Genomic DNA, 26,600 nt, shown 5'->3' with positions numbered 1-26,600 from the left:
CCGGCGCGGGGTTCAAAGCCTTTCGTCGCGCAGGTAGTACCAGCGGTACAGGAAGCGCTGGCCCAACCGGCGCATGGGCGCCAGCAGCGGCGAGCGCACGAGGTCGAAGGCGTTGGGGTACTCGAGCTCGCCGGCGTAGATCGGCAGGTCCAGCACCGGCGGCGCCTTGCCGGCCACGCGCTGGGCCAGGCGGCGCCCGGCATGGGCCGAGAAGGACACGCCGTTGCCGCCGTAGCCCAGGGCGTAGAACACCTGTTCGGCGGGGTCGGGCTGGGTGATGCGCGGCATCATGTCGTGGCTGACGTCCACCCATCCCCACCACGAATAGTCGATGTCGATTCCGCGCAGCGCGGGGAACTTGCGATGCAGTCCGCCGATGAGCAGTTGCAGGTGCCGGGGATGGGGCGCGTCGGCGCCGGTGATCGAACTGCGGCTGCCGATCTGCACCCGGCGGTCGGGCAGCAGGCGGTAGTAGAAGCGCAGCGTGCGCGTGTCGGTGATCACCTCGTGGGTGCGGAATCCCGTGGCCTCGATCTCGTCGTCGCTCAGCACGCGCGTGACCAGCGAGTTCGACAGGATGGGCAGGATCTTGTTGCGCAGGCGCGGGTGCAGCGCGTTGCTGGTGTAGCCGCCCGTCGCGAAGGCCACCGCGCGCGCGCGCACCACGCCGCCCGGTGTGTGCAGCAGGTAGCGGCCCTTGGCGCCCTCGAAACGCTGGACCGGGCTGGCGGTGTGGATGCGCACGCCCAGCGCGCGCGCGGCGCGCTGGTAGGCGAAGGCCAGTTTCAGCGGATGCACGCCGATGCCGTCGGGCTCGTGCAGCGCGCCGCTGCATTCGGCGTCGCGCACGTAGCGCTCGTGCACCTCGGCGCGGCTGAGCATGCGGGTGTCGTAGCCGAACACCTCGCGCATGACCTGCGCCTCGTTGCGCAGGAAGTCCATCTTCTTGTCCCGGTGCGCGATGTACAGATGCCCGCCCGGCTGGGGTTCGCACTCGGGAAATTCGGCCACCAGGGACTTGAAGGTCTCGAAGCCCTCGCGGATCTCCCGGTCCAGGCGCACGGCCACGTCGCGCCCCCAGCGTGCGATCCATTGCGAGCGGTACAGGCGGCCGCTGGCGTTCTGGCCCTGGCCGCCGTTGCGGCTGGTGCAGCCCCAGGCGGTCTGGTTGGCTTCCAGCACGGTGGCGCGGATGCCGTGCTCGCGCGCCAGGAACAGCGCGGCGGACAGCCCGGTGAAGCCCGAGCCGACAACGGCCACGTCGACGTCCAGGTCGCCGCGCACCGGGCCGTCGTCGGCCGGAGGGGGCCCGGCCGTCCCGACCCAGTAGGTGGGCGCGTAGTCCCTGCCCTGTCCGGGCGTGGCGTTCACCAGGGGGTCGTAGCGGGGGTCGTAGGGCTGCTGCGCGGAGCGCGCTTCGGTTTCGGCGGAGACATTCATGGGAGTCGTGCCCGGGGATTCAAGGAAACTCGTGGAACCAAGAGATTTACGAGCCATGATAGATTCCGATTTTGGGCGGGCATGGATCCAGATCGCACCAAAATGGTGGTCCAGATTCGGTGCGTGCGCCGCACCATAATCGTCCACCGATTTTGCGCGATGCACAATCGTGGTGCGAAGCCGTCCGGACACGGAACCATCCGGGTTTTCCAGAGGGGTAGAAACCCGCGATTCCTGAACGAAAGCCGAGGCTCCCACGGAGCAGAGTCCCGGCCGCCGATCTGGACCAATCAAAAGCGATGAACTGGATCTACACAGGCGAGGCGGCGCATCACTATATTGAAAAAACCGAAGCCATCGTCAAAACCGCAGAGCCGTTGAATATGAGTCCGACCGTAGATACTCTCCAGGCATTTTCAGACGCGTGGAATGCGCATGATCTCGAAGCATTGATGAGCTTCATGGCGGACGACTGCGTATTCCATGCGGTGGGCGGCCCGGACGTGCTCGGCCGCAGTTTCCGCGGCCGCGACGAGGTGCGTGCCGGCTTCGAACTGGCCTGGAAGACCTTTCCCGACGCCGCCTGGCTGGACCCGGTGCATTTCGTATGCGGCGAGCGCGGAGTCACCGAGTCCACCTTCCGCGGCACGCGCGCCGACGGTGTGCGCATCGAGGCCCGCATGGTCGACGTGTTCACCTTCGCCGGCGGCCGCATCGCGGTGAAGAACGCGTTCCGCAAGGAACGCATCCCCGCTCGCTGACGGAGGCCCCTTCCATGAGTGCGATCCCCGAACCGCGAGGCCAGAACATGAACGTTTCCGCGCCGCCCCCTCCCGCCCGCCCCGAGCGCAGGGCGCGCCTGAAACTCGCGCCGCAGTGGATCACCGTGCTGGTGCTGCTGGGCGCGCTGGTCGCCTGGCAGCTGGTGGCCGTCGCGGGGGTGTTCCCTCCCTTCGCGCTGCCTTCGCCGGTGGCGGTGTGGAAGGCCTTCGTGGCCATCGTGCGCCAGGGCTACGGCGGACAGTCGCTGAGCGCCGACATCGGCATCAGCTGTTTTCGCATCCTGATCGGCTTCGTCGGCGCCATCGTCATCGGCGTCCCGGTGGGCCTGCTGATGTCGCGCAACAAGGTGGTGTTCGACATCGTCGATCCCTTGCTGCAGTTCGTGCGCCCGGTGCCGCCGCTGGCCTACATCCCGCTGCTGGTGGTGTGGTTCGGCATCGGCGAGCTTCCCAAGGCCATCCTGATCCTGGTGGGCACGATCCCGGTGATCATCATCGGCACCATCTCGGGGGTGAAGAGCACGCCGCCGCTGCGCGTGTCGGTGGCGCGCACGCTGGGCGCGAGCAACGCGCAGATCTTCCGCAAGGTGATCCTGCCGTCGGCGATGCCGGAGATCTTCACCGCCATGCGCGTGGGCATCGGCGTGGCCTGGACCTGCCTGGTGGCGGCCGAGCTGATCGCCGCCAGCAGCGGCCTGGGCTGGCTGGTGCAGTTCGCCGGGCAGGCGCTGCAGGTCAGCATCGTCATCGTCGGCATCGTGGTCATCGGGCTCATCGGCTACGCGATGGAACTGGTGATCCGCAAGATCGAAAGCCTGGTCGTGCCCTGGCGCGGGCACAACTGACATTTTCATCCACGGCCCGCAGGGCTTCGAGTACATCCCCCAACGCAGGAGAGAGCACATGAACAAGCGATCCTGGATGCGCGGCGCGCTCGCCGCCTGCACCCTGGCAGCAGGCCTGGTCCCGATGGCGGCCATGGCGGCCGACAAGCCCGACGTGATCATCGGCTACGAGAACAACGGCGCCGATCCCTACATGGTGTCCATGGCCCGGCACCTGTTCGAGAAGGACATGCATGCCAAGGTGGAGTACAAGATGTTCAGTTCCGGCCCCGCGGCGATGAGCGCGCTGGCCTCGAACAGCCTGACCTTCATGTGCGGCCTGGGCGTGCCGCCGCTGGTCACGGCGATCGCGCAGGGCCTGCCGATGACCATCGTGTACAACCAGGAGCGCTACACCACGGCCGCGGGCATCGTGGTCAAGCCCGGCAGCGGCATCACCACGGTGGCCGGCCTGAAGGGCAAGAAGATCGCCATCGTCGCCGGCTCCCAGGCCTCCTTCGAGCTGGCCACCTTCCTCGCCGAGGCGCACGTGGCCTACGACTCGGTGACCCAGATCAACATGGCCCCGCCGCAGATGCGCACCTCCTGGGTGACCGGCGCGATCGACGCGGCCATCGTCTGGGATCCCGTGTTCAGCGCGCTGCAGGCCGCCGGAGGCAAGGTGCTCAAGACCGACGGCGACCTGCCGCGCACGGCCTCGAGCTACAACGTGTGCATCGCCGATTCCAAGTGGGCGGCCGCGCACCCGGCGCTGGTGCGCGGTTTCGTGGCGGCCATGGACGAGGGCTACCAGATCACCCGCAAGGACACCGAGCAGGCGATCGCCGACATGGCGCGCCAGACCGGCGTGACGGTGCCGGTGGCGCGCAAGGAACTGGCCGGCTACGAGCTGTTCTCCGGCGCCGACCAGAGTTCGCCCAAGGGCATGGGCCAGGGCGCGGGCGTGAAGACCTCGGCCACCTACATGACCCTGGTCAACACGGCCAAGGTGTTGCAGCAGATCGGGCGTATCCAGCAGGTGCCGGCGAGCTTCGCCGACAACGTCGCCCCGCAGTACTCCGAGCACCTCGCGCATTGACCCGGCGTTTCAACCGCGGGGCGGCGAGCGCCGCCCCGCCGAGGACAGGCACGTGAACATCGTCATCGATTCCCTGTACAAGACCTTCGGCGCCACCACCGCGCTGGAGAACATCAACCTGCAGTTCCAGGGCGGCGAGTTCGTCACCGTGCTCGGATCCTCGGGTTGCGGCAAGACCACGCTGCTGCACCTGCTGGCGGGCCTGACCACGCCGTCGCGCGGGTCCATCTACATCGACGGGGAGGTCAAGAGCCGCCCCGGCGCCGACCGCGTGGTGGTGTTCCAGCAGGCGGGCCTGTACCCCTGGCTGAACGTGCAGGACAACATCGAGTTCGGGCTGGAACTGCAGGGCATGCGGCGCGAGCAGCGCCGGCGCGAGAGTGCCGAGATCCTGGGCATCATCGGCCTGGAAGGTTTCGCGCGCCACAAGCCCTACGAGCTGTCCGGGGGCATGCAGCAGCGCGTGGCCATCGCCCGCGCGCTGGTGATGAAGCCCAAGGTTCTGTTGATGGACGAGCCCTTCGGCGCGCTGGACGCGCAGACCCGCGCGTCCATGCAGTCCTTCCTCACCTCGCTGTGGGAGAAGCTGCGCTGCACCATCGTGTTCATCACCCATGACATCGACGAGGCGATCTTCCTGGGCACGCGCCTGGTGGTGCTGTCGGCGCGCCCGGGCCGGGTGGCGCTGGACGTGCCCATCGAGCTCGAGCGCCCGCGCACGCCCGAGACCAGCTTCGAGCCCCAGTTCCTGGAGCTGAAAAAGCAGGCCATGGGCATCCTGGCGCATTGACGTGGGCCCCCTCCGTCGCGGGGGGCGGCCCCCGCTCCGTCCCCCCAGGGGGGACGCACCCCGCCTTGGGGCGGCCCTGCGGCGGGAGTGCTCCTGACATTGGAGCCGTGTCGCGGTAGCCAGGGCTTTCAGGTGGGAAGCGTAGCTGCGTTCGGCGGCCTCGGGGCTTACAGGCTTTGTAGGGTTTTGCCCAGCAGTGCGATTCCGGGTTCGATGGCCTTGTCGGGGATCGATTGCCAGCCCAGGCGCAGGAAGGATCCGGGGGCGGGTTGCTGGAAGAAGAACACGTCGCCGGACTCCAGCAGCACGCCTTGCTCGGCGGCGCGACGCGCCAGCTCGATGGTGTCGATGCCGTCGGGAAGGCGCAGCCAGCACGAGCCGCCGCCGATCACCGGGGTGACTTCGCATTGCGGCAGGTGCTCGGCCAGCGCCCGCAGCACGGCCTGGCTGCGCTGCTGCTGGGCCATGGCGATGCGCCGCAACTGGGCGTCGTGGTGGCCCAGGGACAGGAACAGCGCGAAGGCCCGCTGCACGAAGGTCGAGGGGTGGCGCAGCATCAGGCGGCGCAGCGCGCGGAACTCGCGGGCCAGCGGCGCCGGAGCGACGATGTAGCCCAGGCGCAGCCCCGGCGCCCAGCTCTTGGACAGACTGCCGATGTAGATCACGCGATGCTTGTGGTCCAGGCTCTTGAGCGCCGGAATGGGCTCGCCGCCGAAGCGGTTCTCGCTCTCGAAATCGTCCTCGATGATGATCAGGTCGTTGCGCTCGGCCCAGTGCAGCAGACTTTGCCGGCGTTCCAGCGGCATGGTCACGCCGGTGGGGCACTGATGGCTGGGCGTGACGTACAGGTAGTCGGCCCCGTGCAGGCGCTGGTCCACCGGCAGGCCGTCGGCGTCCACGTCGATGGGCAGCAGACGCGAGGTGCGCGCGGCGAAGATGTTGCGCGCGTCGGGGTAGCCCGGGTTCTCCAGCGCCAGCGTGCTGTGCTCGCCCAGCAGCAGGTCGGCCACCATGTACAGGGCGTGCTGGGCTCCCACCGTGACCACGATCTCGTCCGCCTGAGCCCACACGCCGCGGCGCGGCAGCACGCGGGTGCGGATCTGCTGCACCAGGGTCTCGTCGTCGCGGTTGATGTGGTCGGGAGCCCAGTCGCGGATGTCCAGCACGGACAGCGCCTTGAGGCAGCATTCGCGCCAGTTGGCGGTGGGAAACAGCGAGGCGTCGAACTGCCCGTACAGGAAAGGGTAGGGGTACTTCTGCCAGTCGGCCGGCTTGTGGATGCTGCGCTGGCGGGTGGGTCGCAGGCGCAGGCGGCTATCCCAGTCGATGGGGGCGGAGGCCGCGCCGCTGTCCTCCGCGCCCGGCCCGTGCGCGCGCAGCCCGGCCACGAATTCGGCGTTCACGAAGTGCCCGCTGCGCTGGCGCGACAGCAGGTAGCCCTCGTCGGCCAGCTGCTTGTAGGCCAGCACCACGGTGTTGCGCGCCACGCCCAGCTGTTCGGCCAGTTCGCGTCCGGAGGGCACGGGCCTCCCCGGCTCGATCAGGCCGTCGAGGATGGCCGACACCAGCATTTCGCGGATCTGGCCCTGCAGGCTCAGGTTGCTGCGTGCGCTGCGTTGCAGCAGCTGTTTCCACAGCAGGGTGTTGGTGCGCTGGTTCATCGGGCGGCGGCACGCGGCGCGGCCGCGCCGCGTGCGGCGGCCCCGGGCTCAGGCGAGCCCGTGGCGCCTGCGGTACGCGCCGAACATGTCGTCCATGCTCGGCTCGTCCGGCGTGCACGGGGCGGCGACGCGCGTGATGTTGAGATAGTGCTTGTAGTTCAGGTTATCAGAGATGCTGTTGCGCCCCCAGCTGCCGCAACCCATGGACAGCGAGAAGGGCAGTCCGTTGTCGAAGCTGCCGCCGGTGGCGAAGCAGTGCGCCTGATTCACGATGATGCGGCAGGCCGGCATCACCAGTCCCAGGTGCAGCGCGCGCTGCGGACGTTGCGAGTGCAGCCCGATGGAATGGCCCGCGCCCTCGTAGGCGTAGATGGCCCGCACGATGTCCTGCGCGTGCTCGAAATCGCGCGCGCGATACACCGTCAGCACCGGGGAGAGCTTTTCGCCCGAGAAGGGGTGCTGCTCGCCGGTGCCGGTCTCCTCCACCATGAGGAAGCGCGCGCTGTCGAAAGCCGGGCCGTGCAGCCCGGCCAGCGCGGCGATCACCGGCGCGGCCTTGGCGGTCACCGCGGCCGACAGCTTGCCGGCGGGCCACATGGTCTGCTGCAGGCGCTGCTTCTGGGCCGCGTCCAGCAGCACGCCTCCCTGCTCGCGCAACGCGTCGAGCATGCGCTGGTACACGGCCTCGACGATCACCACGCTGTTCTCGGAGGAGCAACTGGTGGCGTTGTCGAAGGTCTTGGAGCGCCGGATCTTCTCGGCCGCCTGCGCCGGATCGGCCGTCTCGTCGACGATCACCGAAACGTTGCCCGCGCCGACGCCGATCGCCGGGGTGCCGCTTTCATAGGCCGCGCGCACGTTGTTCTGCGAGCCGGTGACCACCACCAGGTCCACCTGGCGCATCAGCTCCTGCGTGGCCGCCTTGCTCACCGGAGCCGCCAGCTGCTGCACCAGGTCGCGCGGGGCGCCCACGCGGTCGAGCTCCTCGTGGATGTAGCGCAGCAGCAGGGTGCTGGTGCCGTGGCCCTTGGGCGACGGCGCCAGGATGACGGCGTTGCGCCCCTTGAGCGCGTTGATGATCTTGTTGGCCGGGGTCGCGCCGGGGTTGGTCGACGGCGTCACGGCGCCGACCACGCCGATCGGGCGCGCGATCTCGATCACCCCCTTGGCCTTGTCCTCGGAGATCACGCCCACCGACTTCGCGCCGCGCAGGTCGCGCAGCAGCCCGAGGGTCTTGCGGTGATTCTTGATCACCTTGTCCTCGACGTTGCCCAGGCCGGTGTCGGCGACGGCGAGCTCGGCCAGCGCGCGGTTGCGCGCCGGCTCCATGATGGCCCAGCCGGCGGCCAGCACCACCTCGTCGACGCGTTCCTGGTCGAAGCCGTCGTACACGCGTTGCGCGGCGCGGGCGCGCGCCACGCATTCGGCCACCTGGCGGCGCACGCCGTCGTGCTCGGGAGAAGGGGAAGTCTTCATGTCCATGCGGAAATCCTCGATGCTGGGGTGAAGGGAAGCGCGGAAGCCGGGGCCGTGGAAAGCCGATCCACGGGCTCAGGCGGCCTCGTCGGTGGCGGGTTCCTGGGCCGGCGCGCGTGCCTTGCGCGACGACGGGGGCACCATCTCGGCGATGGCGTCGGCGGCTTCGCGCATGGCCGGCACATGGCGCAGAAGCGCCTCGATGTCATGGCGGGCCAGTGGGGCCTGCACGGCCACCGCGCCCCATGCGCGATAGGCGTCGCGCATCACCGGCACGGCGATCGACACCATGCCCTGGATGAATTCCTGATCGTTCATGCCGATGCGCCGGCGGCGCGTGTCGGCCAGTTCCTGGCGCAGGCGCGCCACGTCGGTGATGGTGTGCTCGGTCATCTTGCGCAGCGGCAGCGAGTCGACGATGCGGTTGCGCATCGCCGCGGGCTGCAGGCTGAGAAGCAGCTTGCCGCTGGAGGTGCAATGCAGCGGCACGTGCGAGCCGGGCTGCAGGTGCATGCGCAGCGGAGAGTCGGTCTCCACGCGGTCGAGGTAGACGATGAGGTCGCCGTCCAGCGCCGTCAGGTTCACCGTCTCGCCCAGGCTTTCGCCCAGCTTGCGCAGCACCGCGCGGCGCGCCGTCGCCGGGCCCGTGTGCATCAGGGCCGACACGCTCATCTGGCGCACTCGCGGCCCGCATTCGTAGCCCTGGCCGTCGAGATTGCGCACCACCAGCTGCGCGGCGCCGAGGGTCTTGAGGATGCGGTGCACCGTCTGCTTGGGCAACTGCAGGCCTTCGGAGATCTGCATCAGGCTCATGGATTCGGCGGTGCTGAGCAGCTCGAGCACGCGAAATGCGCGCACCGCCGCGGCGTTGGACTGGTTCGAGGTCATGGCTGTTCGGCTGGACACGGCAGGCGGTGGGGGTTCGGGCGGCGAAAGGCGAGCGCGCAAAGCCCACGCGCAGGCCATGGACTGAACTGTATCCAGTTCTCGGAGCGGAAATCGGCCTGGAATCGTCCCGAAAAACGCATCGAAACATCACGGCGCTTCAATTGTCGATCGATTGCGAAAAACGGGACTGTTCGTTGGCATTTTTTCCCTAAATTGCCGACACGCCCCCCGCAGCAGCCGGTTTTCCAGGCGGCACGCGGGCAGGGGCGAACACGCGATGCCGAACCGGCCACAGCTTCCATGAACCGTCCCGAGAGCCCTTTCGCCCAAGCCCTGCTGCCCGCCGAGAACGGCCAGTTGTGCAGCATCCAGTCCCTCGTGGACACGAATGCCGAACGCGATCCTGGAGCCATCTATTTCGTGGCCACGGACAGCGGGCGCGAACTCTCGTTCGCCGAGGTGCAGCGCGTGTGCGCGGAACTCGGCGCGTATTTCGCCTCCCATGGCCTGGCGCAGGGCGACGTGGTCTCGCTGTTCATGCCCAACGGGCTGGAAGCGGCGATGCTGATCCTGGCCACGATGTACCAGGGCATGGTGGTCAATCCCATCAACCTGTTGTCGCAGCCCGCGCAACTGGCCTACATCCTCGAGCACAGCGAGACGCGCCTGGTGCTGACGGTGCCCGAGCACGAAAGCCTGCTGCGCAGCCTGGCGGCGCAGGCCTCGCGCGAGCTGCACATCGAGGTGATCGGCGACGCCGGCTGGCTGGAGCGCGCGCGCGGCGTGGCGCGCCAGCCGGCGCGGCCTCCGGAGCTGGACGACGCCGCGCTGCTGATGTACACCTCCGGCACCACCGGCACGCCCAAGGGCGTGCTGCTCAGCCACGGCAATCTGTGCGCCAACGGGGTGAACATCAGCCGCGAGCACCGGCTGGGTCCGGCCGACCGCGGCCTCGCGCCGCTGCCCCTGTACCACATCAACGCACTGGTGGTGAACCTGGTCACGCCGCTGACCCACGGCGGTTCACTGGCCATGCCGGCGCGTTTCTCGGCCTCGAGCTTCTGGCGCGACGCGCTGCAAACCCGCTGCACGTGGGTGAACGCGGTGCCGACCATCATCGCCTACCTGATCCAGTCGGCTCCGCCCGAACTCGGGCCGCGCGAACTCTCCGGCATCCGCTTCTGCCGTTCCGCGTCGGCGGCGCTGCCGCCCGAGCACCATCGCGCCTTCGAGCAGCGCTTCGGCGTGGACATCATCGAGACCATGGGGCTGACGGAGACCGCCGCCCCTTCGTTCAGCAATCCCGTGCAGCGCGAACTGCGCAAGATCGGCAGCATCGGGCGCCCCTCGGGCACCGAGGCCCGCGTGGCCGGGGCCGACGGCGCCGTGCTGGGCGACGGCGAGGTGGGCGAGATCCAGCTGCGCGGCGGCAACGTCATGCGCGGATACCTGAAGAATCCCCAGGAGACCACCAAGGCCTTCACCGCCGACGGCTGGTTCCGCACCGGCGACCTCGGCTACCGCGACGCCGACGGCTATTACTTCATCACGGGACGCGCGAAGGAACTGATCATCAAGGGCGGCGAGAACATCGCGCCGCGCGAGATCGATGAAGCCTTGCTCAAGCATGCCTCGGTGCTGGAGGCCGCCGCCGTGGGTGTGAAGGACAGCAATTACGGTCAGAATATCGAGGCCTACCTGGTGCTGCGGCCCGGGGCGGGGCTGGAGGAGCAGGAGCTGCGCGAGCATTGCCTGCAGCATCTGGGTCGGTACAAGATGCCCAGGGCCTGCCACATCGTCGACGATCTTCCGCGCGGACCTTCGGGAAAGATCCAGCGCTTGAAACTCACCGAACTTCCGGCGGAGGCAGTGCGTCGCTCGCTACGCCTGCAACCCGCCTGATCCGGAGCCGGGCCGGCGCCGGCCGTTGTCGGGGTATCACCCGGCGACACACCTGGCAGTACCCTGATACAAAGCCAACAGGAGACAGACCATGCTGCATTCATCAACCCGAGGAAGCGAGACGCCGCGTGCGTCGTGGACGGGGCGCCTGCGCAAGGCGGCCTGCGCGCTGGGCCTGGCCGCCGCCTTGCCCCTGGCGCACGCGGCCTACCCGGACCACCCGATCAACTTCATCGTGCCCTGGGGGGCCGGCGGCGGTGCCGACCTGCTGGCGCGCACCTCCTCGAAGATCATGGAGAAGCAGCTCGGCGTGTCGCTGCCCGTGATCAACGTGCCCGGCGCGGACGGCGTGGTCGGCATGACCAAGCTGTTGACCTCGCCGGCCGACGGCTACAACGTCGCCGTGCTGATCGGCGACACCTTCGCGCTACTGTCGGGCAAGAACCCGCCGTTCAAGCTCAACCAGATCATCCCGCTGGCCATCATGATCCAGCAGCCCTCGGGCTACTGGGTCAATGCCAAGGGCCCGTTGAAGACCTGGCAGGACGTGGAGAACGCCGCCAAGAAGAAGACCCTCACCGTCGCGGTGACCGGTTTCGGCAGTGCCGACGACATCACCACCCGCTACCTGGCGCACAAGCTGGGCATCAAGCTCGAGTCGGTGCCCTTCGCCAAGCCCGGCCAGCGCTACAGCTCGATCCTCGGCGGCAATGCCGACATCGTGTACGAGCAGACGGGCGACGTGCGCAGCTACTTCGATTCTGGCAAGTTCCGCCCGGTGCTGTTCTTCTATCCCAAGCCGGTGCCGATTCCCGCCTTCGAGAAGGTGCCCGTGTCGGGCCAGCTCGGGCTGGACGTGACCCTGCCGCAGTTCCGGGCCATCGTGGTCAAGGCCGGTACGCCGCCTGACCGTGTGAAGAAGCTTGCCGACGCGCTGGCCAAGGTGGCGCAGACTCCCGAGTTCAAGGCCTACCTGAACCAGCAGTACGCCGATCCGAACAGCTACGTGCCCATGCAGAACGCCGACGCCTTCATGGCAGGCTGGCTGCGCCAGGCCGAGCACACGATCGAGATCTCGAAGTAAACGCGTGGGCGCCGCGCCGCGGGCGCGGCGCCCACGCCGGATCGATTGCCAGGGAGAGGCGATGTCCACCAGCATGCTCAAGCGCGTGATCCCATACCTGATCACCCTCGCGCTGGCCGTGTTCCTGTACATGCAGGCCGACCGGTTCCCCATTCTCAGCACGGCCCGCATGCCCGGGCCCGACCTGTGGCCCAAGATGATCTGCGTGCTGCTCGCCGCGGTGTCGCTGGTCGGGCTGCTGGGCGCGGTCTTCGCGTCGGGCGAGGCGCTGGAGCCCGAGCCGGTCGACGAGGCGCTGCTGTCGCCGCCCGAGACCCATCCCTACCTGGTGTGGGTGGGGGTGGCGGCCACCGGGGTGTACGTGGCCTCGATGCCGTACCTGGGCTTTTTCATCGCCACCTTGCTGTTCGCCGGCGCGCTGCTGCTCATCGGCGGCATGCGGCGCTGGGCCTGGCTTCCGTGGACGGCGCTGGCGCTGTCCGGGGTGTTCACGCTGATTTTCATGAAGGTCGTGTACGTGTCGCTACCGCTGGGCGTCGGACCTTTCATGCAGGTCTCGCTGCTGGTGTTCAAGCTGCTGGGGATCCACTGATGAACGTTCTGCACGATCTGGCCATCGGGCTGATGCACGTGTTCCAGCCCTACGACCTGCTCATGCTGGTCGTGGGCATCCTGGTGGGCATGCTGGTGTCCATCATGCCGGGGCTGGGTTTCGTCATGGGCGTGATCCTGGCGCTGCCCTTCACCTACAAGATGGACATCGAGCCGGCGGTGATCCTGCTCACCTCGATCTACTTCTCCGGCACCTACGGCGGGTGTTTCACCACCATCCTCTACCGCATCCCGGGCGAGCCCAACGACGTTCCCTTGCTGTGGGACGGCTACACCATGGGCAAGCGCGAGGGCGCGGCCAAGCCGCTGGGCTGGGCGCTGGTGGCCGCGCTGATCGGCGGCCTGGTGTCTTCCGCGGTGATGGTCGCGCTGACCCAGCCGCTGACCGACGTGGCCCTGAAGTTCAATTCCGAGGACTACTTCGCCGCCATCGTGTTCGGCCTGACCACGGTGGTCTCGCTGGCCGGCAAGTCGCTGGTCAAAGCCTTCGTGAGCCTTTCCCTGGGGCTGCTGGTGGCCTGCATCGGCGTGGACAGCATCTACGGCGTCAGTCGCTACACCTTCGGCGTGCCCATCCTGGGCGACGGCGTGCAGCTGGTCGCGGTGCTGGTGGGCATGTACGGCCTGGGCGAGGTGTTCAAGCGCATCGGGCAGGGCCTGGCCATCAAGGGCGCGCCCTCCGATGCCAAGGTGAAGGTGCAGACCACGTTCCCGCGCCTGCGCGAGATCTGGGGGGTGCGCGGCACCATCCTGCGCAGCAGCGTGCTGGGCACGCTGCTGGGGGTGGTTCCGGGAGCCGGCGCGACCATCACCTCCTTCATCTGCTACGGCGTGGAGAAGCAGTACGGACGCGAGCGCGCCAAGCTGGGCACCGGGCACCCCAGCGGCATCGTGGCGCCGCAGATCGGCTCCACCGCCTCGGTGGCCGGACACCTGATCCCCATGCTCACGCTGGGCATTCCCGGCAGCGCCGCCACCGCGGTGATCCTGGCGGCCTTCCTGCTGCACGGCGTGCAGCCCGGGCCCATGCTGCTGTCGGATCCGGCCTCGCGGGTGACGGTCTACACCATCCTGGCCTCGATGTTCGTGGCGGTGATCGGCATGTGCCTGATCGGCTTTTTCTGGATCCGCCTGGTCGTGCGCGTGCTGCTGATCCCGCAGTACCTGCTCAACGCCATCGTGGTGCTGTTCTGCCTGGTGGGGGCCTACGCCGACCGCAACTCCATGTCCGACGTCTGGATGATCCTGATCTTCGGCGTGCTGGGCTATCTGTTCGAGAAGTACCGTTTCCCGATCTCGCCCATGGTGCTGGGCGCGATCCTCGGGCCCATCGGCGAGACCAACTTCATGCGCAGCATGGTGGTGCACCACGGCAACTGGACGGCGCCCTTCATCGAGCCCCTCAGCGGCACCCTGCTGGCGATGTCCGCCTTCGCGGTGTTCTACCCCGTCTCGCGCGAATTGCTGCACTGGCTGCGCCGGCGAGGGCGCCGGCCGGCGATCGCCGGAACCGCCTCCCATCCGCGCGGCTGAGGCGCGCAGGATGCACAGGCACGCCGCCCGCCGGGGTGGTGTGCCGGTCCGAGATCCTCGTGTTTGTCCGGGCCTCGTCGCGCTTGCGCACGAGGCCCCTTTTTTTGCCGCGCCCCCGCGCGCCGGGCCGCGGCCCGGCGCGGGAACCCTCAGGGCTGCGCCGCGTCCTCGCGGGTGGCGATCGCCGCCAGCGCGACGGAGGCCACACGCGCGGTGAGCGAATCGGCGCGGGAGGTCAGCACGATGGGCACGCGTGCGCCCAGCACCAGTCCGGCGCACTCGCCGCCGCCCACGTAGACGAAGCTCTTGTAGAGCATGTTGCCGGCGTTGAGGTCGGGCACGACCATGAGGTCGAAGTCTCCGGCGTGCACGGACTCGATGCGCTTGGTGCGCGCCGCCTGCGCGGAGAAGGCGTTGTCGAAGCCCAGCGGGCCCTCGATGTCGGCGTCGCCCCAGCGGCCCTCGCGCCCCAGGCGCACCAGTTCCTGGGCGTCCAGGGTCGCGGCGATCGCCGGGTTCACGGTCTCCACCGCGGCCACGACCGCCGCCGAGGGGTGGGCGACGCCGATGCGGCGTAGCAGGTCCAGCGCATTGCCGACGATGTCGAGCTTGGACTTCAGGTCCGGCGTGATGTTCACCACGCAATCGGCCAGGGCCAGCAGCTTGTGATAGCGGGGCAGGTCGAACACGAAGGCGTGGCTGATGCGCCGGCTCGAGCGCAGGCCGGTTTCCCGGTGCACCACGGCGGACATCAGCTCGTCGGTGTGCAGCGAGCCCTTCATCAGCGCGCGCAGCGTGCCCTCGCGGGCCAGCTCGACCGCACGGGCCGCCGCCGCGGGCGCGTCGGCGGCGGTCTCGGCGATCTCGAAGTCCCGCGCGTCGACGCCGGCCTGCTCGGCCGCGACCTCGATCAGGCGCCGGTTGCCGACCAGCAGGGGCTGCGCGACGCCTTCGTCGCGGATCAACCGGGCGGCCTGCAGGGCCAGCGCATCGCAGGGATGCACCAGCCCGACGCGCGCGCGTTCCCGCGAGGCGACGAGGCGGGCGCGCTCGATGAGCTCGCGCAGGCGCGGAAAGTCGCGGGACGAGCCCGGGTCGCCGCGGGACTCGCCGGCGCCCCCGCAACCCGCGCCGGGCGCGACCCCGCCCGGGGGGACGGGGCCGGCCTTCACACGTAGTCCTTGTACTTGTCGAGGAAGCGCACCGGCTTGCTCAGCGCGTCGCGCCGGAAGGGGTCGCCCAGTTCACGGGTGCACATGATCTCGATCACGCAGGTCTTGCGCTGGTTCATCTGCATGTCCACAGCGCGTTTGAGCGCCGCGCCCACGTCCTCCAGGCGGTCGACCACGATGGCTTCCGAGCCCATGGCGCGCGCGATGCCGGCGAAGCTCTCGCTTTCCAGCTCGCCGGCGACGAAGCGGCGGTTGTAGAAGTCCACCTGGTTCTTCTTCTCCGCGCCCCACTGGCGGTTGTGGAACACCACCGCGGTGACCGGGATGTCGTGGCGCACGCAGGTCATGATCTCCACCATGCTCATGCCCCAGGCGCCGTCGCCGGCGTAGGCGATGGCCGGGCGGTCGGGCGCCGCCAGCTTGGCGCCGATGATGGTCGGCAGCGCGTAGCCGCAGTTGCCGAAGCTCATGGGCGCGAAAAAGCTGCGCGGCTCCTCGAAGCGCAGGTAGCTGTTGGCCACCGAGTTGATGTTGCCGATGTCGGTGGACACCATGGCGCGCGGCGGCATGGCCTTCTCGAGTTCGCGCAGCACCTGGCGCGGGTGCAGGTAGTCGCCGCCGCTGAAGGGCTTCTCCTGCTTCGCCTCCTCGATCATGTCCAGGCTGTAGGCGTCGAGCTCGTGGGTCCAGGCGTCGAGTTCCTTCTCCCAGGTCGCCTTCTCGGAGCGGATGGTGTCGGCGCGCTGGGCCTTGCTCGCGTCGCAGGCCAGCGTGCGGCCCTGCAGGCGCTGCGCGATGGCCTTGGCGGCCGCCTTGGCGTCGCCGCAGATGCCCACCGTGATCTTTTTCACCAGGCCCAGGTTGGTGTGATCGGCCTCGACCTGGATGATCTTGGCGTTCTTGGGCCAGTAGTCCATGCCGTGCTGCGGCAGGGTGCCGAAGGGGCCCATGCGCGAGCCCAGCGCCACCACCACGTCGGCCTGGGCGATCAGCTTCATGGCCGCCTTGGAGCCCTGGTAGCCCAGCGGGCCGGCCCACAGCGGGTGGCTGGCGGGGAAGGCATCGTTGCGCAGGTAGCCGGTGACCACCGGAGCGCCCAGGCGTTCGGCCAGCTGCTTGCATTCCTCGACCGCGTCGCCCATGACCACGCCGCCGCCGGCGAGGATCACCGGGAACTTGGCCTGCGCCAGCAGTTCGGCCGCGTCGTTCAGGCTCTGCTCGCCGCCGGCTCCGCGGTCCACGCGCATCGGGCGCGGGATCTCGCACTGGATCTCGCCGTAGAAGTAGTCGCGCGGGATGTTGAGCTGGGTCGGTCCCATCTCGCTGATGGCGCGGTCGAAGCAGCGGCCGGTGAACTCGGCCATGCGTTTGGGGTTGACCACGTGACCCTGGTACTTGGTGAACTCCTGGAACATCGGCAGCTGGTTGGCCTCCTGGAAGCCTCCCAGGCCCATGCCCATGGTGCCGGTCTCGGGGGTGACGATGACCACCGGGCTGTGCGCCCAGTAGGCGGCGGCAATCGCCGTGACGCAGTTGCTGATGCCGGGGCCGTTCTGCCCGATCACCACGCCGTGGCGGCCGCTGACGCGGGCGTAGCCATCGGCCATGTGCGCGGCGCCTTGCTCGTGCACCACGGGAATCAGGCGAATGCCGGCCGGCGCGAAGATGTCCATCGCATCCATGAAGGCCGAGCCCATGATGCCGAAGATGTCTGTCACCCCATTGGCGACCAGGGTTTCGACAAAGGCCTCGGAAGGGGTCATCTTTTGCACGCCGGTGACGACTTTGCGGTTGTCGGCGGGAGGGGTCTGGCTCATGGCGGGAAGTCTCCGGTGGGAACAGGACGGCGATGGATTTGCGAAAAACGAGACGCAACATTCCACTCGACGGTGGGCGAACTATAGGTTCGGCCCGTCCGTGAGTCAACAGCGAATTCCGGATTCCGGTATATGATGTTTCAAAAATCGAAATCACAACCACCCCTTCCCCGAGCCCGAGTCCATGCAAAGCCTTGACATCCCGCCCCCCGTGCACAGCGCGGGCGCCGCGGACACGCCGCTGGCGCGGCTGTTCGGGCTGCTCGAGGCGGTGGCCGGACGCGACCAGCCCTTCACGCTGCAGTCGATGGCCGTGGAACTGGGCCTGCCCAAGCCCACCGTGCACCGCATGCTGGCGCAGCTCGAACAGGCCGCCCTGCTGCAGCGCCAGGGCGACGCGCGGCATTACGCCGCCGGGCTGCGCCTGCGCCGGCTGGCCGAGCAGATCATGCTCAACGACAGCTTCAACGGAGCGCGCCGCATGGTGCTGCGCTCGGTGGTGCAGGAACTCGGCGAGAGCTGCAACATCACGGCGCTGGCGGGCAGCGAGGTGGTGTACCTGGATCGCGTGGAGACCGCGGCGCCGCTGCGCTTCTATCTGCACCCGGGTTCGCGCGTGCCGGTGCATTGCTCGGCCAGCGGCAAGCTGATGCTGGCGCAGATGAAGCCGGCGCAGCGCCGGCGCCTGCTCGACCACGTGCCACTGGACGCCTACACCGGGGCCACCATCACCGAGCCCGCTGTGCTCGAGCGCGAGCTCGATCAGGTGCGCGAGCAGGGCTACGCGCTGGACCGCGAGGAATTCCTGCCCGGCCTGCTGTGCGTGGCCGTCGCCGTGCCGGCCGAGCCCGGGCGCCTGAGCAACCTGTGCGTGGCCGTGCAGGCCCCGGTGATGCGCCTGAGCCCCGAGCGCGCGCCGCAGGTGCTGCCGGCGCTGCGCCGCGCGGCCGAGGCGCTGGCGCGCATCGAGGCCGATGCCATGCCCCGCGCGCACCGCGCCTGACCAACCCTTCCAAGCTTCGATCCACCATGACCGACCTGAACGACCTGCGGCCCGAGCGCATGCTCGGCGTGCGCGAAACCTTCGGCATCGACTCCGATCTCCAGGTGCCGGCCTTCGCCGAGCGCGACGACCACGTGCCCGAGGTGGACGAGGCCTACCGCTTCAACCCCGACGTCACGCTGGCGTTGCTGGCCGGTTTCCGGCGCAACCGCCGCGTGCTGGTGCAGGGCCTGCACGGCACGGGCAAGTCCACGCACATCGAGCAGGTTGCCGCTCGCCTGAACTGGCCCTGCGTGCGCGTGAACCTGGACGCCCACATCAGCCGCCTGGACCTGGTGGGCAAGGACGCGGTGGTGCTGCGCGACGGCGCGCAGGTCACCGAATTCCAGGAGGGCATCGTGCCCTGGGCGCTGCAGCGCCCGGTGGCGCTGATCTTCGACGAATACGACGCCGGGCGCCCCGACGTGATGTTCGTGATCCAGCGCATCCTCGAGCGCGACGGCAAGTTCACGCTCACCGACCAGAACCGCGTGCTCAGCCCGCATGCGCACTTTCGCCTGTTCGCCACCGCCAACACCGTCGGCCTGGGCAACCTCAACGGCCTGTACCAGGGCGTGCAGCGCCTGAACCACGCGCAGATGGACCGCTGGGACATCGTCGCCTCGCTGAGCTACCTGCCGGCGGCGGAGGAAATCGCCATCGTGCTGGCGCGCGTGCCGGGCAAGGACACGCCGGCCGGGCGCGAGCTCGTGGCGCGCATGGTGGCCGTGGCCGAGCTCACGCGCCGCGGTTTCGCCGCCGGCGACGTGTCCACGCTGATGTCCCCGCGCACCGTGATCACCTGGGCCGAGAACTGCGAGATCTTCCGCGACCCGGCGCTGGCATTCCGGCTGTCCTTTCTGAACAAGTGCGACGACGCCGAGCGCACGCTGGTGGCCGAGTACTACCAGCGCTGTTTCGGCGAGGAGCTCGGCACCGGGGCCGCCGCCGCGGCGGCCTGAGGCAGCGTGTGAGCGAAGCTGTGATGGACGAGCAACGCGCGCTGGCGCGCCAGCAACGACGCCTGGAGGAACTGTGCGGCGCGGCTATCCGCGCCGTGTCGGGGCAGGCGCAGCTGCAGTGGCGGGGCGGCGGGCTGTGGCGCGGCGCGCAGCGCCTGCCGCGCTTCGCCGCCCATCTGTATCCGGTGTTCGGCCAGGCCGACCTGGGCTCGCTGCGCGGCGCCGCCGACGGCCTGGCCCTGCGCGTGTCGCGCTCGGATGGCGCCTTGCACCAGCGCCTGCAGCCCGCCGACGCGCTCGAGCGCCTGGTGTTCGACATGCTCGAGCAGTTCCGCGTGGAATCGCTCGCGCCGGCCGTGCAGCTCGGGTTGCGGCGCAACCTGGAACATCGCTTCCGCGCCTGGTCCGAGGAGTTCGTGGCCTCCGGGCTGACCGAGGGCACGCTGGGCCTCCTGGTGTTCGCGGTGGCCCAGGTGGCGCGCACGCGCATCAACGGCGAGGAACTGCCCGAGCCTATCGCCGACCTCATCGAAGGCACGCGTTTCGGCATGGCCGAGGTGCTGGGCCCGGCGCTGCGCGACCTCACGCGCCTGCGCGAGGACCAGCAGGCCTACGCGCGGGTGGCGCTGGAACTCGCGGCGCAGGTGGGCCTGCGCGCGCGCCAGGCGCGCGAGCAGGCCGGCGCGTCGGAGGACTCCGACGCGGCCGAGGGCCAGGACAGCCGCAACGGTTTCGAATGGCTGCTGGAGCCGGACGGCGGCGACGGCGAGGCCCTGCAGGCGGCACCCTCCAGCCGCGGCACAGCACCGGCCGACGCCGTGAGCTACCGCGTGTTCACGCGCGCCTGGGACCGCGAGCTGCAGGCGGCCGCGCTGGTGCGCCCCGAGCTGCTGCGCGAGCTGCGCGAGCGCCTGGACGCGCTGGCGGCCGCCAGCGGCATCCACGTCGGACGCCTGGGCGCCCAGCTGCGCGCCTTGCTCGCGCGCGCGCAGCCCGACGGCTGGGAGGGGGGGCACGAGCAGGGGCGCATCGACGGGCGCCGCCTGGCCCGGCTCGTGGCCTCGCCGGCCGAGCGCCGGCTGTTCGTGGAGCAGCCCAGCCAGCCGCTGGCCGACTGCATGCTGAGTTTCCTGATCGACTGCTCGGGCTCCATGCGCCAGCATGCCGAGCCGGTGGCGCTGCTGGTGGACGCCTTCTCGCGCGCGCTGGATCTCGCCGGTGTCGAGCACGAGATCCTCGGCTTCACGACAGGTGCCTGGAACGGCGGGCGCGCGCGGCGCGACTGGCTGCGAGCCGGCCAGCCCCGGCATCCCGGGCGGCTCAACGAGGTCACGCATCTGGTGTTCAAGGCCCGCGAGTCCTCGTGGCGGCGCTCGCGCGCCGGCATCGCCGCGCTGCTCAAGCCCGATCTGTACCGCGAGGGGGTTGACGGGGAGGCGGTGCAATGGGCCGCCTCGCGCATGCAGGGCCTGGGCCACCGCCGGCGCCTGCTGCTGGTGATCTCCGACGGCTGCCCGATGGACACCGCCAGCGAGAACGTCAATCCGCCGGGCTACCTCGAACAGCACCTGGTGGACGTGGTGCAGCGCCTGCGCGCGCGCGGCGAGGCCGAGGTGATGGGCGTGGGCGTGGGACTCGACCTCGGCGCGCTGTATCCGCTCAGCGTCGCGCTGGACCTGTCGCAGTTGCGCGGCAACGGCGCCTTGCGCGAACTGCTGACGCTGATCGCGCGCGCCTGAGCGCGCGCCGAGCGCTTCAGGAGGCCTCGCGCGCCTTCCATGGCGGCGCCGAGGCCTCGTCGTCCTCGGCCGGCCAGCGCAGGCGGCGCCGGGGCAGATGCTGCGGCCATTCGCGCTGCAGGTACGACACCATGGACTCGCGCACGCGGCAGCGCAGCTCCCATGCGCGCGCCGAGTTGGCCGCGCTCATGAGCAGGCGAACTTGCAGCGCCTGGTCGTTGGACTCGGTCACGTGCACCAGCGCGTGGCGTCCGTCCCAATCCGGATCGGCGGCGCACAGGCGCTTGAGCTCGTCGCGCAGCGCCTGCACCGGCATGCCGTAGTCCACCCACAGGAACACCGTGACCAGCAGGCTCGCGCTGGTGCGGGTCCAGTTCTCGAAGGGGTGCTCGATGAACCACTGCAAGGGCAGGATCAGGCGCCGGTCGTCCCAGATCCTGAACACCACGTAGGTGCCCGTGATCTCCTCCACGCGCCCCCATTCGCCCTCCACGATCAACACGTCGTTGATGCGGATCGGCTCGGTCAGCGCGATCTGCAGCCCGGCCAGCAGATTGCTCAGCACGGGACGCGCGGCGAAACCCACGACCACGCCGGCGATCCCCGCCGAGGCCAGCAGGCTGGTGCCGATCTGGCGCACGCCTGGAATGCTCATCAGCGCCAGGCCCAGCCCGACCAGCGCCACCAGCAGATTGACCACGCGCGTGAGCACCCTGGCGCGGGTGAGCGCGCCGCGCGCTTGCAGATTGGTGTCGAGCAGCCGGGGATCCTCGGGCAGGCCGAGGCCGCCGCGGCGCAGCGTGACGGCCTCGCCGCAGGCATGCACCAGACGCATGCTCAACCAGGTCAGGCTGGCGATCAGCGCCAGTTGCAGGGCCAGCAACAGCCACTCCGGTGCCGCGTGCCGGGCATGGAGCAGCAGCAGGTCCAGGCGCAGCACCAGCAGGGTCCACACGGCGCCGAGCGCCCGGCGCGTGCGCATCCACAACAGCGGGCCGATGCCGCCCGAGCGCTGGGCCCGCAGCACCAGGCGCGCGCCCAGCGCGAAGGCCGGCAGCGCCAGCAGGCTCAGCCCGATCGCGGCGGATTCGGGGCCGTGCGTGCCGATCCATGCGGCAGCTCGGGTCAGCAGTTGTTCATGCATGCCTTGAGTCGATGGACCCTGCGGGGCAGGGTGGGCGGGCGCGGGGCCGCGCGCGCGGCGCGCAAGCCATGGAGGGCCCGCACGCTTCGCGGCGCAGGCCGCGAAGCAGGGACCGCGCGGGAGCCGCAGCGAGCGTGCGCTCCCGACGGGGCGGTGCGAAGCATTCTAGGTTCAATCGCGCCGGGTCATGGAGCGCTGCGCGGACGCGAGTTCCCGCCGCGCCCCGGAGCCCCGGCCGATTCAGCGCACGGTCGGCGCGCTTCGGCGGCCCAGTTCGGCCAGCGACTGGATCACGTCGTGGCGCGTGAGCCGGTACATGCGCCCCGAGGAGCCGCGCAGCGCCACCGCGTGGTTCTTGTCGAGCAGTTGCTGCAGACGCGCGTTGCCGGGGTCGTGGCGTTCGATGTAGCGCTGTACCCGACAGGGCGCGCGCACGAAATCCTCGGCCAGGTCGGGCCAGGGATCCAGCGCCTTGAGTTCGCGGTCCCACAGCAGGTAGCCGGCGAGCGCGCCCCAGGGCGTGCGCGGGTTGAGCGGGTCGACGGCTTCGCGGCGCGCCAGCGCCCAGGCCCCGACCTCCGCGGCCGGCATGGGGCGGGCGATGCCGAAGCCCTGTCCGCAATCGGCCCCCATGACGGCCGCCGCCTCGATCAGGCCTTGGCTCTCCAGGCCCTCCACGGTGACCGACACCCCCAGCTCGTGCGCCAGCTGCGTGAGGTAGTAGATGAATCCGAAGGCGCGGTGCGGGTGCTTGCGGGCCGCCCGGCGCACCAGGCCCTGGTCGATCTTCACCTCGTCGAAGGGCATGCTGTCCAGACGCAGCAGCGAGCTATGCCCCGATCCCAGGTCGTCCTGGACCAGGCGGATGCCCAGGGTCTTCAGCTCGCGCAGGAACAGGTCGCGGTTCTCCGCCTGCTTGAAGTCCTGCGACTCCAGGATCTCGAGCTCCAGCAGTCGGCTGTCGGTGCGGGTGTCGCGCAGGGTGCGCAGCAGCGCCTCCCGGTAGGCCGGGTCGCCGATGCCCTGCGGCGGCAGGTTCAACGACACCGCCAGATGCAGGCCCTTCGCATGCCAGTCCGCCAGGTCGCGGCAGACCTGCTCGACGCCGAACTCGAACAGGCGCAGCAGGTCGTGGTTGCCCAGCGTGGGCAGGAACTCGCCGGGGCTGATCAGGGTGCCGTCGGGGCGAAGCAGGCGGCCGAGCGCCTCGACCTTGCGCAGCGCGCCCGTCCTCAGGTCGACGATGGGCTGATACAGCAAGGTCATGGCACGCGTGGCGATCAGTTCCCGGTAATGCTGGCGGAAGCTGTGCGCGACCACGTGGCCCTGGACGTGGCGCAGCGCCGCCAGCGCCAGGGTCTGCTGGACATGCTGCAGGAACAGCTGCCGGCCGCGGGCGCGGAAGAATCCGGGCCAGCGGCTGTAGACGCTGAGCAGCGCGAAGGTCTGGCCGGCCTCGTCGGCCAGCGGGATCGCCACGCTGGAGCGAAAGCCCAGGCGCATGCCCAGCGCGTGCCAGGGCTCCACCCCGGGATCGAGCTGGTAGGCGTCGCTGCTCGTGACCTGGGCCGAGCGCCAGGCGCGCGCCGCCACGCCCTCGGGCTCGCCGCCGCCGGGCGCGTCGCGCGCGATGCGGATGGGTGGGGCCCCGCCGGCGCGGATGGCATCCGCGTACGCCTGCGCCAGCACCCCGTCGATGGCCTCGATCTCCAGCACTTCCTGCGCGCCCAGGCGCGCGACGTTGACCGCCAGCACGCCGTCGATGCCCGCCAGGGCCCGGAGCACACCCTGGTACAGGTCGATGGTGCTGCGCGCGGTCATCGCCGCCTGCTGGATGCTGGTCAGGGCCAGCGACAGTTCCTCGTCGACCTGCTGGTATCCGGCGCTCTGCGCCTGCAGGTCGAGCAGCAGCCGGCGGTCGAGCACATGCTGCAATTGCAGGCGTGCCTGCCTGGGCAGGTCGCGCAGCGCATCGTGCAGCGCCTGCTGGTACAGGTTGTAGGCATCGATCAGCCACATCATGTCCACGCCCACCAGCGCGTGCACCCTGCCCACGCGACGAGCCTTCGCGCGGTGAGCCTCGGCCTCGAGCAGCGGGTCCAGCAACATCAGCAGGTGCCGGGTCTGCGCGGACTGCAGGCGCTGGAACTCGCCGCTGCCCAGCAGATCGAGCACGGCGCGCGTCTCGCGCGCCTGCATCAGCGAACCGTAGAAGCGCTGCGCGAAGCCCTGCGTCAACGCGGCGGCGGAGCGCTGCAGCATCTCCAGCAGCGGGGCCACGGCGGGCCCGTAGATGGCCTCGGGCGAGAGAGGGGCGAGCACCATGGGCGGGGTCATGCGCGGCGGCGGGAACGAGCGGGGCCGTTCAGGCCATGACCTCCTCGAGGTGCCGGGCCGTGCCGAGCAGCTCGTTGGACAGGCCGCCCACGCCCTGGAACTGGGTCGACACGATCTGGATGGTGGACACCGCGTCGCGCGTGGTGCGCCGGCCCTGGTCCGTGTGCCGCGTGATGCCCTCGACCTCGGTGCCGATGGCCTCGACGTGTTGCTGCACTCGCGAGGTCGCGTCCTGCACGCGCAGCGCGAGATTGCGTACTTCGTCGGCCACCACGGCGAAGCCCCGCCCGTGGTCCCCGGCCCGCGCGGCCTCGATCGCCGCGTTGAGCGCCAGCAAGTTGGTCTGCGCGGCGATTTCGCGGATGGTCTGCACGATGCCGCCGATGCTCTTGGCGGCCGAACTCAGCGACTCCACGCTTTGGGAGCTCTTTTGCGCGAGGTCCTGCAGTGCATGCAGCACGTCCACCGCGCTTTCCAGCCCGCGCAGGCTGGACTGCATTTCCGCCTGCAGTCCCTCGGAGGCCTCCAGCAGGGTGCGGGACAACTGCTCCACCGCGGTGCGCGCGGTGATGTCCAGCCAGCTGGCGTGAAAGGCCACGAGCCGGCCGTCGAGCGTGCGCACCGGATAGACACTGATCTGGTAGCGGGACTTGCCCAGCCCCAGGCTCACCACGTAGCTGGAACGCCTGCCCTCCATCAGGTCCCGGAAGATCTCCTTCTGCACAGAGGGGTTGCGGTGGAACTGGTGGATGCTCCTGCCGGCGGAGTCCGCGACATCGGCGCCGTGCAGATAGCCATTCAGTTCGGAGCGGCGTTGCGCGAACAGTTCCCGGGCGGCGGCGTTCATGAACAACAACTTGTTCTCGTAGGCTTCGTCGGCCTCGGCCAGCATCTCCAGGGTCGACAGCGGGCCGAGCAGGTTCTCGGCCATGAACAGCAATTGCTCTGGGGTCATCGCACCCGATCTCCATTCGCAGTGTGGACCTCCTGAGAATAAGGATCGGAAGCATTGGTGTATGGCCGAAACTTGCCAGGCCATGGAATCGGAACGCCATGTATTGCTCGGTGATTCCCATAGGTTGCGCAAGTGAGATATCTACGTAACAAAACATTCCTGGAAGCTGTTGGGTTGCCTATACTCGCGCCCCGCAAGCCTTCCCATCCCGCCGAGGAGCGCGCCTCACGTGTGTCCTGCCATGCTCAAGCGCTGGTCCACCAGCGACGTTCCGCCGTGGATGGCACGCGACTACTGGCTCGCGCTGTTGCGCGACCAGATCTTCCATGCCGAGATGGACATGCCGCGCGAGGCCAGCGTCGAGGCCTCGCTGCTGCAGGCCAGCTGCGGGCCCCTGCGCATGTCCTGGGTGGACTCGGCCGTGCCGCGCATGGTCCTGCCGGAGGCGCCGGCCGATCGTGCCTGCAGCGACGCGGACGTGCTGCTGATGGTGATGGACACCCCGTCGGAATGGACCCTGCGCGGCGGGCGCGAAGGTTTCGCGCTGGCCCCCGGCGACATCGTCTGCGCGGATTTCCGCAAGGGTTTCGAGATGCGCCGCCCCGGCCGCACGCGGACCCTTTCCATTTCCCTCACCGCGTCGTGGCTGCGCGCCTGGCTGCCGGAGGCCGCATTCGATGCGCCCCAGGTGCTGCGCGCCGACTCCGGCTGGAGTTCGGTCCTGTCGCTGATGCTGCGCCAGATCCAGCCGCAGCGCCTGGACACGCTGGCCGCGCAGCGCGATCTGCTGGCGACCCAGTTCGGCAGCCTGCTGGCGCTGGCGCTGCGCGAGCGGGCGCCGGAGGGCGCGCGCGCGCTGGACGCGGACCATCTGGCCGCCCTGGCGCAGTCCTGCGTGCAACGGCACTTCGGGAAATTCGGCCTGACCTCGGCCGAGGTGGCCGCCGAGCTCGGGGTCTCCGAGCGCACCCTGCACCGCGCGCTCGCACGCGACGGCAGCTCCTTCGCCGAGCGCCTGCAGGCACAGCGCATGGCGGTGGCCCTGCGCCTGTTGGGCGACCGGCATTTCGAGGCCCTGTCGGTCGCCGAGATCGGCCGCCGCGTGGGCTACGCCGATGCCTCGCATTTCGTGCGGCGTTTCAGGTCCGAGTACGGGGTGACGCCGGGCGCCATGCGCAGGCGCCTGCGCGCGATCGAGCAGGACTGAACGCACGGCCGCGGCGGTCATAGCGCAACGAGGCCGAGTCGTTGGACAGCAGGCCCGGCTGGCTGCGCCAGACCTGCGTGTTTACCCGCCCGGTGCGCCGCGAAGCTGCGCCATTGGGTACCATCCGCGACAGG

The 26,600-nt window shown here is 69.6% G+C and carries 20 protein-coding genes and 1 pseudogene; 12 read left to right on the top strand and 9 right to left on the bottom strand.

Annotation, left to right across the window (positions count from 1 at the left end; all coding sequences use genetic code 11):
• Positions 1-12 precede the first annotated feature (12 nt).
• The gene (locus D466_RS0102395; RefSeq protein ID WP_018912099.1) at positions 13-1,440 is read right to left on the bottom strand and encodes an FAD-binding oxidoreductase; all 1,428 of its coding nucleotides are present in this window, start codon (positions 1,438-1,440) and stop codon (positions 13-15) included.
• Positions 1,441-1,823: 383 nt separating this feature from the next.
• Here D466_RS0102395 and D466_RS0102390 point away from each other — a divergent pair, with 383 nt between their 5' ends.
• Genes D466_RS0102390 through D466_RS0102375 form a run of 4 tightly spaced genes read left to right on the top strand, consistent with a single transcriptional unit; the run spans position 1,824 to position 4,935 of the window.
• Complete coding sequence (locus D466_RS0102390) at positions 1,824-2,201, top strand: nuclear transport factor 2 family protein (RefSeq protein WP_038164768.1); 378 nt, start codon at positions 1,824-1,826, stop codon at positions 2,199-2,201.
• A 14-nt stretch (positions 2,202-2,215) separates the two neighbouring features.
• On the top strand, positions 2,216-3,067 hold the full coding sequence (locus D466_RS0102385) for an ABC transporter permease (RefSeq protein ID WP_018912097.1): 852 nt from the start codon (positions 2,216-2,218) through the stop codon (positions 3,065-3,067).
• A gap of 58 nt (positions 3,068-3,125) precedes the next feature.
• A complete protein-coding gene (locus D466_RS0102380) occupies positions 3,126-4,145 on the top strand; it encodes an ABC transporter substrate-binding protein (RefSeq protein ID WP_018912096.1) in 1,020 nt (339 codons plus the stop codon).
• 52 nt (positions 4,146-4,197) lie between these two features.
• On the top strand, positions 4,198-4,935 hold the full coding sequence (locus tag D466_RS0102375) for an ABC transporter ATP-binding protein (RefSeq protein WP_018912095.1): 738 nt from the start codon (positions 4,198-4,200) through the stop codon (positions 4,933-4,935).
• A gap of 167 nt (positions 4,936-5,102) precedes the next feature.
• Here the strand turns inward: D466_RS0102375 and D466_RS0102370 are convergent, their stop codons facing one another.
• The 3 genes from D466_RS0102370 to D466_RS20320 all read right to left on the bottom strand — a co-directional run bounded on the left by D466_RS0102370 (position 5,103) and on the right by D466_RS20320 (position 8,960).
• Complete coding sequence (locus D466_RS0102370; RefSeq protein WP_018912094.1) at positions 5,103-6,596, bottom strand: PLP-dependent aminotransferase family protein; 1,494 nt, start codon at positions 6,594-6,596, stop codon at positions 5,103-5,105.
• 48 nt (positions 6,597-6,644) lie between these two features.
• On the bottom strand, positions 6,645-8,078 hold the full coding sequence (locus D466_RS0102365) for an aldehyde dehydrogenase family protein (protein ID WP_018912093.1): 1,434 nt from the start codon (positions 8,076-8,078) through the stop codon (positions 6,645-6,647).
• 69 nt (positions 8,079-8,147) lie between these two features.
• On the bottom strand, positions 8,148-8,960 hold the full coding sequence (locus tag D466_RS20320) for an IclR family transcriptional regulator (RefSeq protein WP_018912092.1): 813 nt from the start codon (positions 8,958-8,960) through the stop codon (positions 8,148-8,150).
• A gap of 300 nt (positions 8,961-9,260) precedes the next feature.
• On the opposite strand from D466_RS20320, the gene D466_RS0102355 reads away from it, so the two are divergent.
• The 4 genes from D466_RS0102355 to D466_RS0102340 all read left to right on the top strand — a co-directional run bounded on the left by D466_RS0102355 (position 9,261) and on the right by D466_RS0102340 (position 14,091).
• Positions 9,261-10,862 carry an AMP-binding protein gene (locus tag D466_RS0102355; RefSeq protein ID WP_018912091.1) on the top strand — a complete coding sequence of 534 codons (1,602 nt, stop codon included), beginning with the start codon at positions 9,261-9,263 and terminating at the stop codon, positions 10,860-10,862.
• Positions 10,863-10,953: 91 nt separating this feature from the next.
• Entirely contained in the window at positions 10,954-11,946 is a 993-nt protein-coding gene (locus D466_RS0102350) for a tripartite tricarboxylate transporter substrate binding protein (protein ID WP_018912090.1), read from the top strand.
• A gap of 61 nt (positions 11,947-12,007) precedes the next feature.
• On the top strand, positions 12,008-12,538 hold the full coding sequence (locus tag D466_RS0102345; protein WP_018912089.1) for a tripartite tricarboxylate transporter TctB family protein: 531 nt from the start codon (positions 12,008-12,010) through the stop codon (positions 12,536-12,538).
• Positions 12,538-14,091: a tripartite tricarboxylate transporter permease gene (locus tag D466_RS0102340; protein WP_018912088.1), complete on the top strand. Its 1,554-nt coding sequence runs from the start codon at positions 12,538-12,540 to the stop codon at positions 14,089-14,091. The genes D466_RS0102345 and D466_RS0102340 overlap by 1 nt, the downstream gene beginning before the upstream one ends.
• Before the next feature lie 149 nt (positions 14,092-14,240).
• Here D466_RS0102340 and D466_RS0102335 read toward each other — a convergent pair whose 3' ends face one another.
• Entirely contained in the window at positions 14,241-15,263 is a 1,023-nt protein-coding gene (locus tag D466_RS0102335) for a bifunctional enoyl-CoA hydratase/phosphate acetyltransferase (RefSeq protein WP_018912087.1), read from the bottom strand.
• Positions 15,260-17,080 (bottom strand): sulfoacetaldehyde acetyltransferase, encoded by a 1,821-nt coding sequence (xsc, locus tag D466_RS0102330; RefSeq protein ID WP_018912086.1) that lies wholly within the window; start codon positions 17,078-17,080, stop codon positions 15,260-15,262. The genes D466_RS0102335 and xsc overlap by 4 nt, the downstream gene beginning before the upstream one ends.
• 184 nt (positions 17,081-17,264) lie before the next feature.
• On the opposite strand from xsc, the gene D466_RS0102325 reads away from it, so the two are divergent.
• Genes D466_RS0102325 through D466_RS0102315 form a run of 3 tightly spaced genes read left to right on the top strand, consistent with a single transcriptional unit; the run spans position 17,265 to position 20,823 of the window.
• Entirely contained in the window at positions 17,265-18,083 is an 819-nt protein-coding gene (locus D466_RS0102325) for an IclR family transcriptional regulator (RefSeq protein ID WP_018912085.1), read from the top strand.
• A 26-nt stretch (positions 18,084-18,109) separates the two neighbouring features.
• Positions 18,110-19,084, top strand: a complete 975-nt coding sequence (locus D466_RS0102320; protein WP_018912084.1) for a MoxR family ATPase — start codon at positions 18,110-18,112, stop codon at positions 19,082-19,084.
• Positions 19,085-19,092: 8 nt separating this feature from the next.
• On the top strand, positions 19,093-20,823 hold the full coding sequence (locus tag D466_RS0102315; RefSeq protein ID WP_369759384.1) for a cobalt chelatase: 1,731 nt from the start codon (positions 19,093-19,095) through the stop codon (positions 20,821-20,823).
• Positions 20,824-20,839: 16 nt separating this feature from the next.
• On the opposite strand, the gene D466_RS0102310 is transcribed toward D466_RS0102315, so the two are convergent.
• The 3 genes and pseudogenes from D466_RS0102310 to D466_RS25080 form a co-directional block, all read right to left on the bottom strand.
• Positions 20,840-21,967 (bottom strand): mechanosensitive ion channel family protein, encoded by a 1,128-nt coding sequence (locus D466_RS0102310; protein WP_018912082.1) that lies wholly within the window; start codon positions 21,965-21,967, stop codon positions 20,840-20,842.
• A 240-nt stretch (positions 21,968-22,207) separates the two neighbouring features.
• Positions 22,208-24,304: an EAL domain-containing protein gene (locus tag D466_RS20315; RefSeq protein WP_018912081.1), complete on the bottom strand. Its 2,097-nt coding sequence runs from the start codon at positions 24,302-24,304 to the stop codon at positions 22,208-22,210.
• A 28-nt stretch (positions 24,305-24,332) separates the two neighbouring features.
• A pseudogene (locus D466_RS25080) lies at positions 24,333-24,689 on the bottom strand (methyl-accepting chemotaxis protein); the annotation flags it as partial.
• Positions 24,690-25,500: 811 nt separating this feature from the next.
• On the opposite strand from D466_RS25080, the gene D466_RS20305 reads away from it, so the two are divergent.
• Complete coding sequence (locus D466_RS20305; protein WP_018912079.1) at positions 25,501-26,466, top strand: AraC family transcriptional regulator; 966 nt, start codon at positions 25,501-25,503, stop codon at positions 26,464-26,466.
• Positions 26,467-26,600 lie beyond the last annotated feature (134 nt).

The sequence above is a fragment of the Thiomonas sp. FB-6 genome, from assembly GCF_000377645.1.
GTDB lineage: Bacteria > Pseudomonadota > Gammaproteobacteria > Burkholderiales > Burkholderiaceae_C > Thiomonas_A.
The sequence above is the reverse complement of the archived record's forward strand: the minus strand, read 5'-3'. Positions and strand labels throughout refer to the sequence as shown.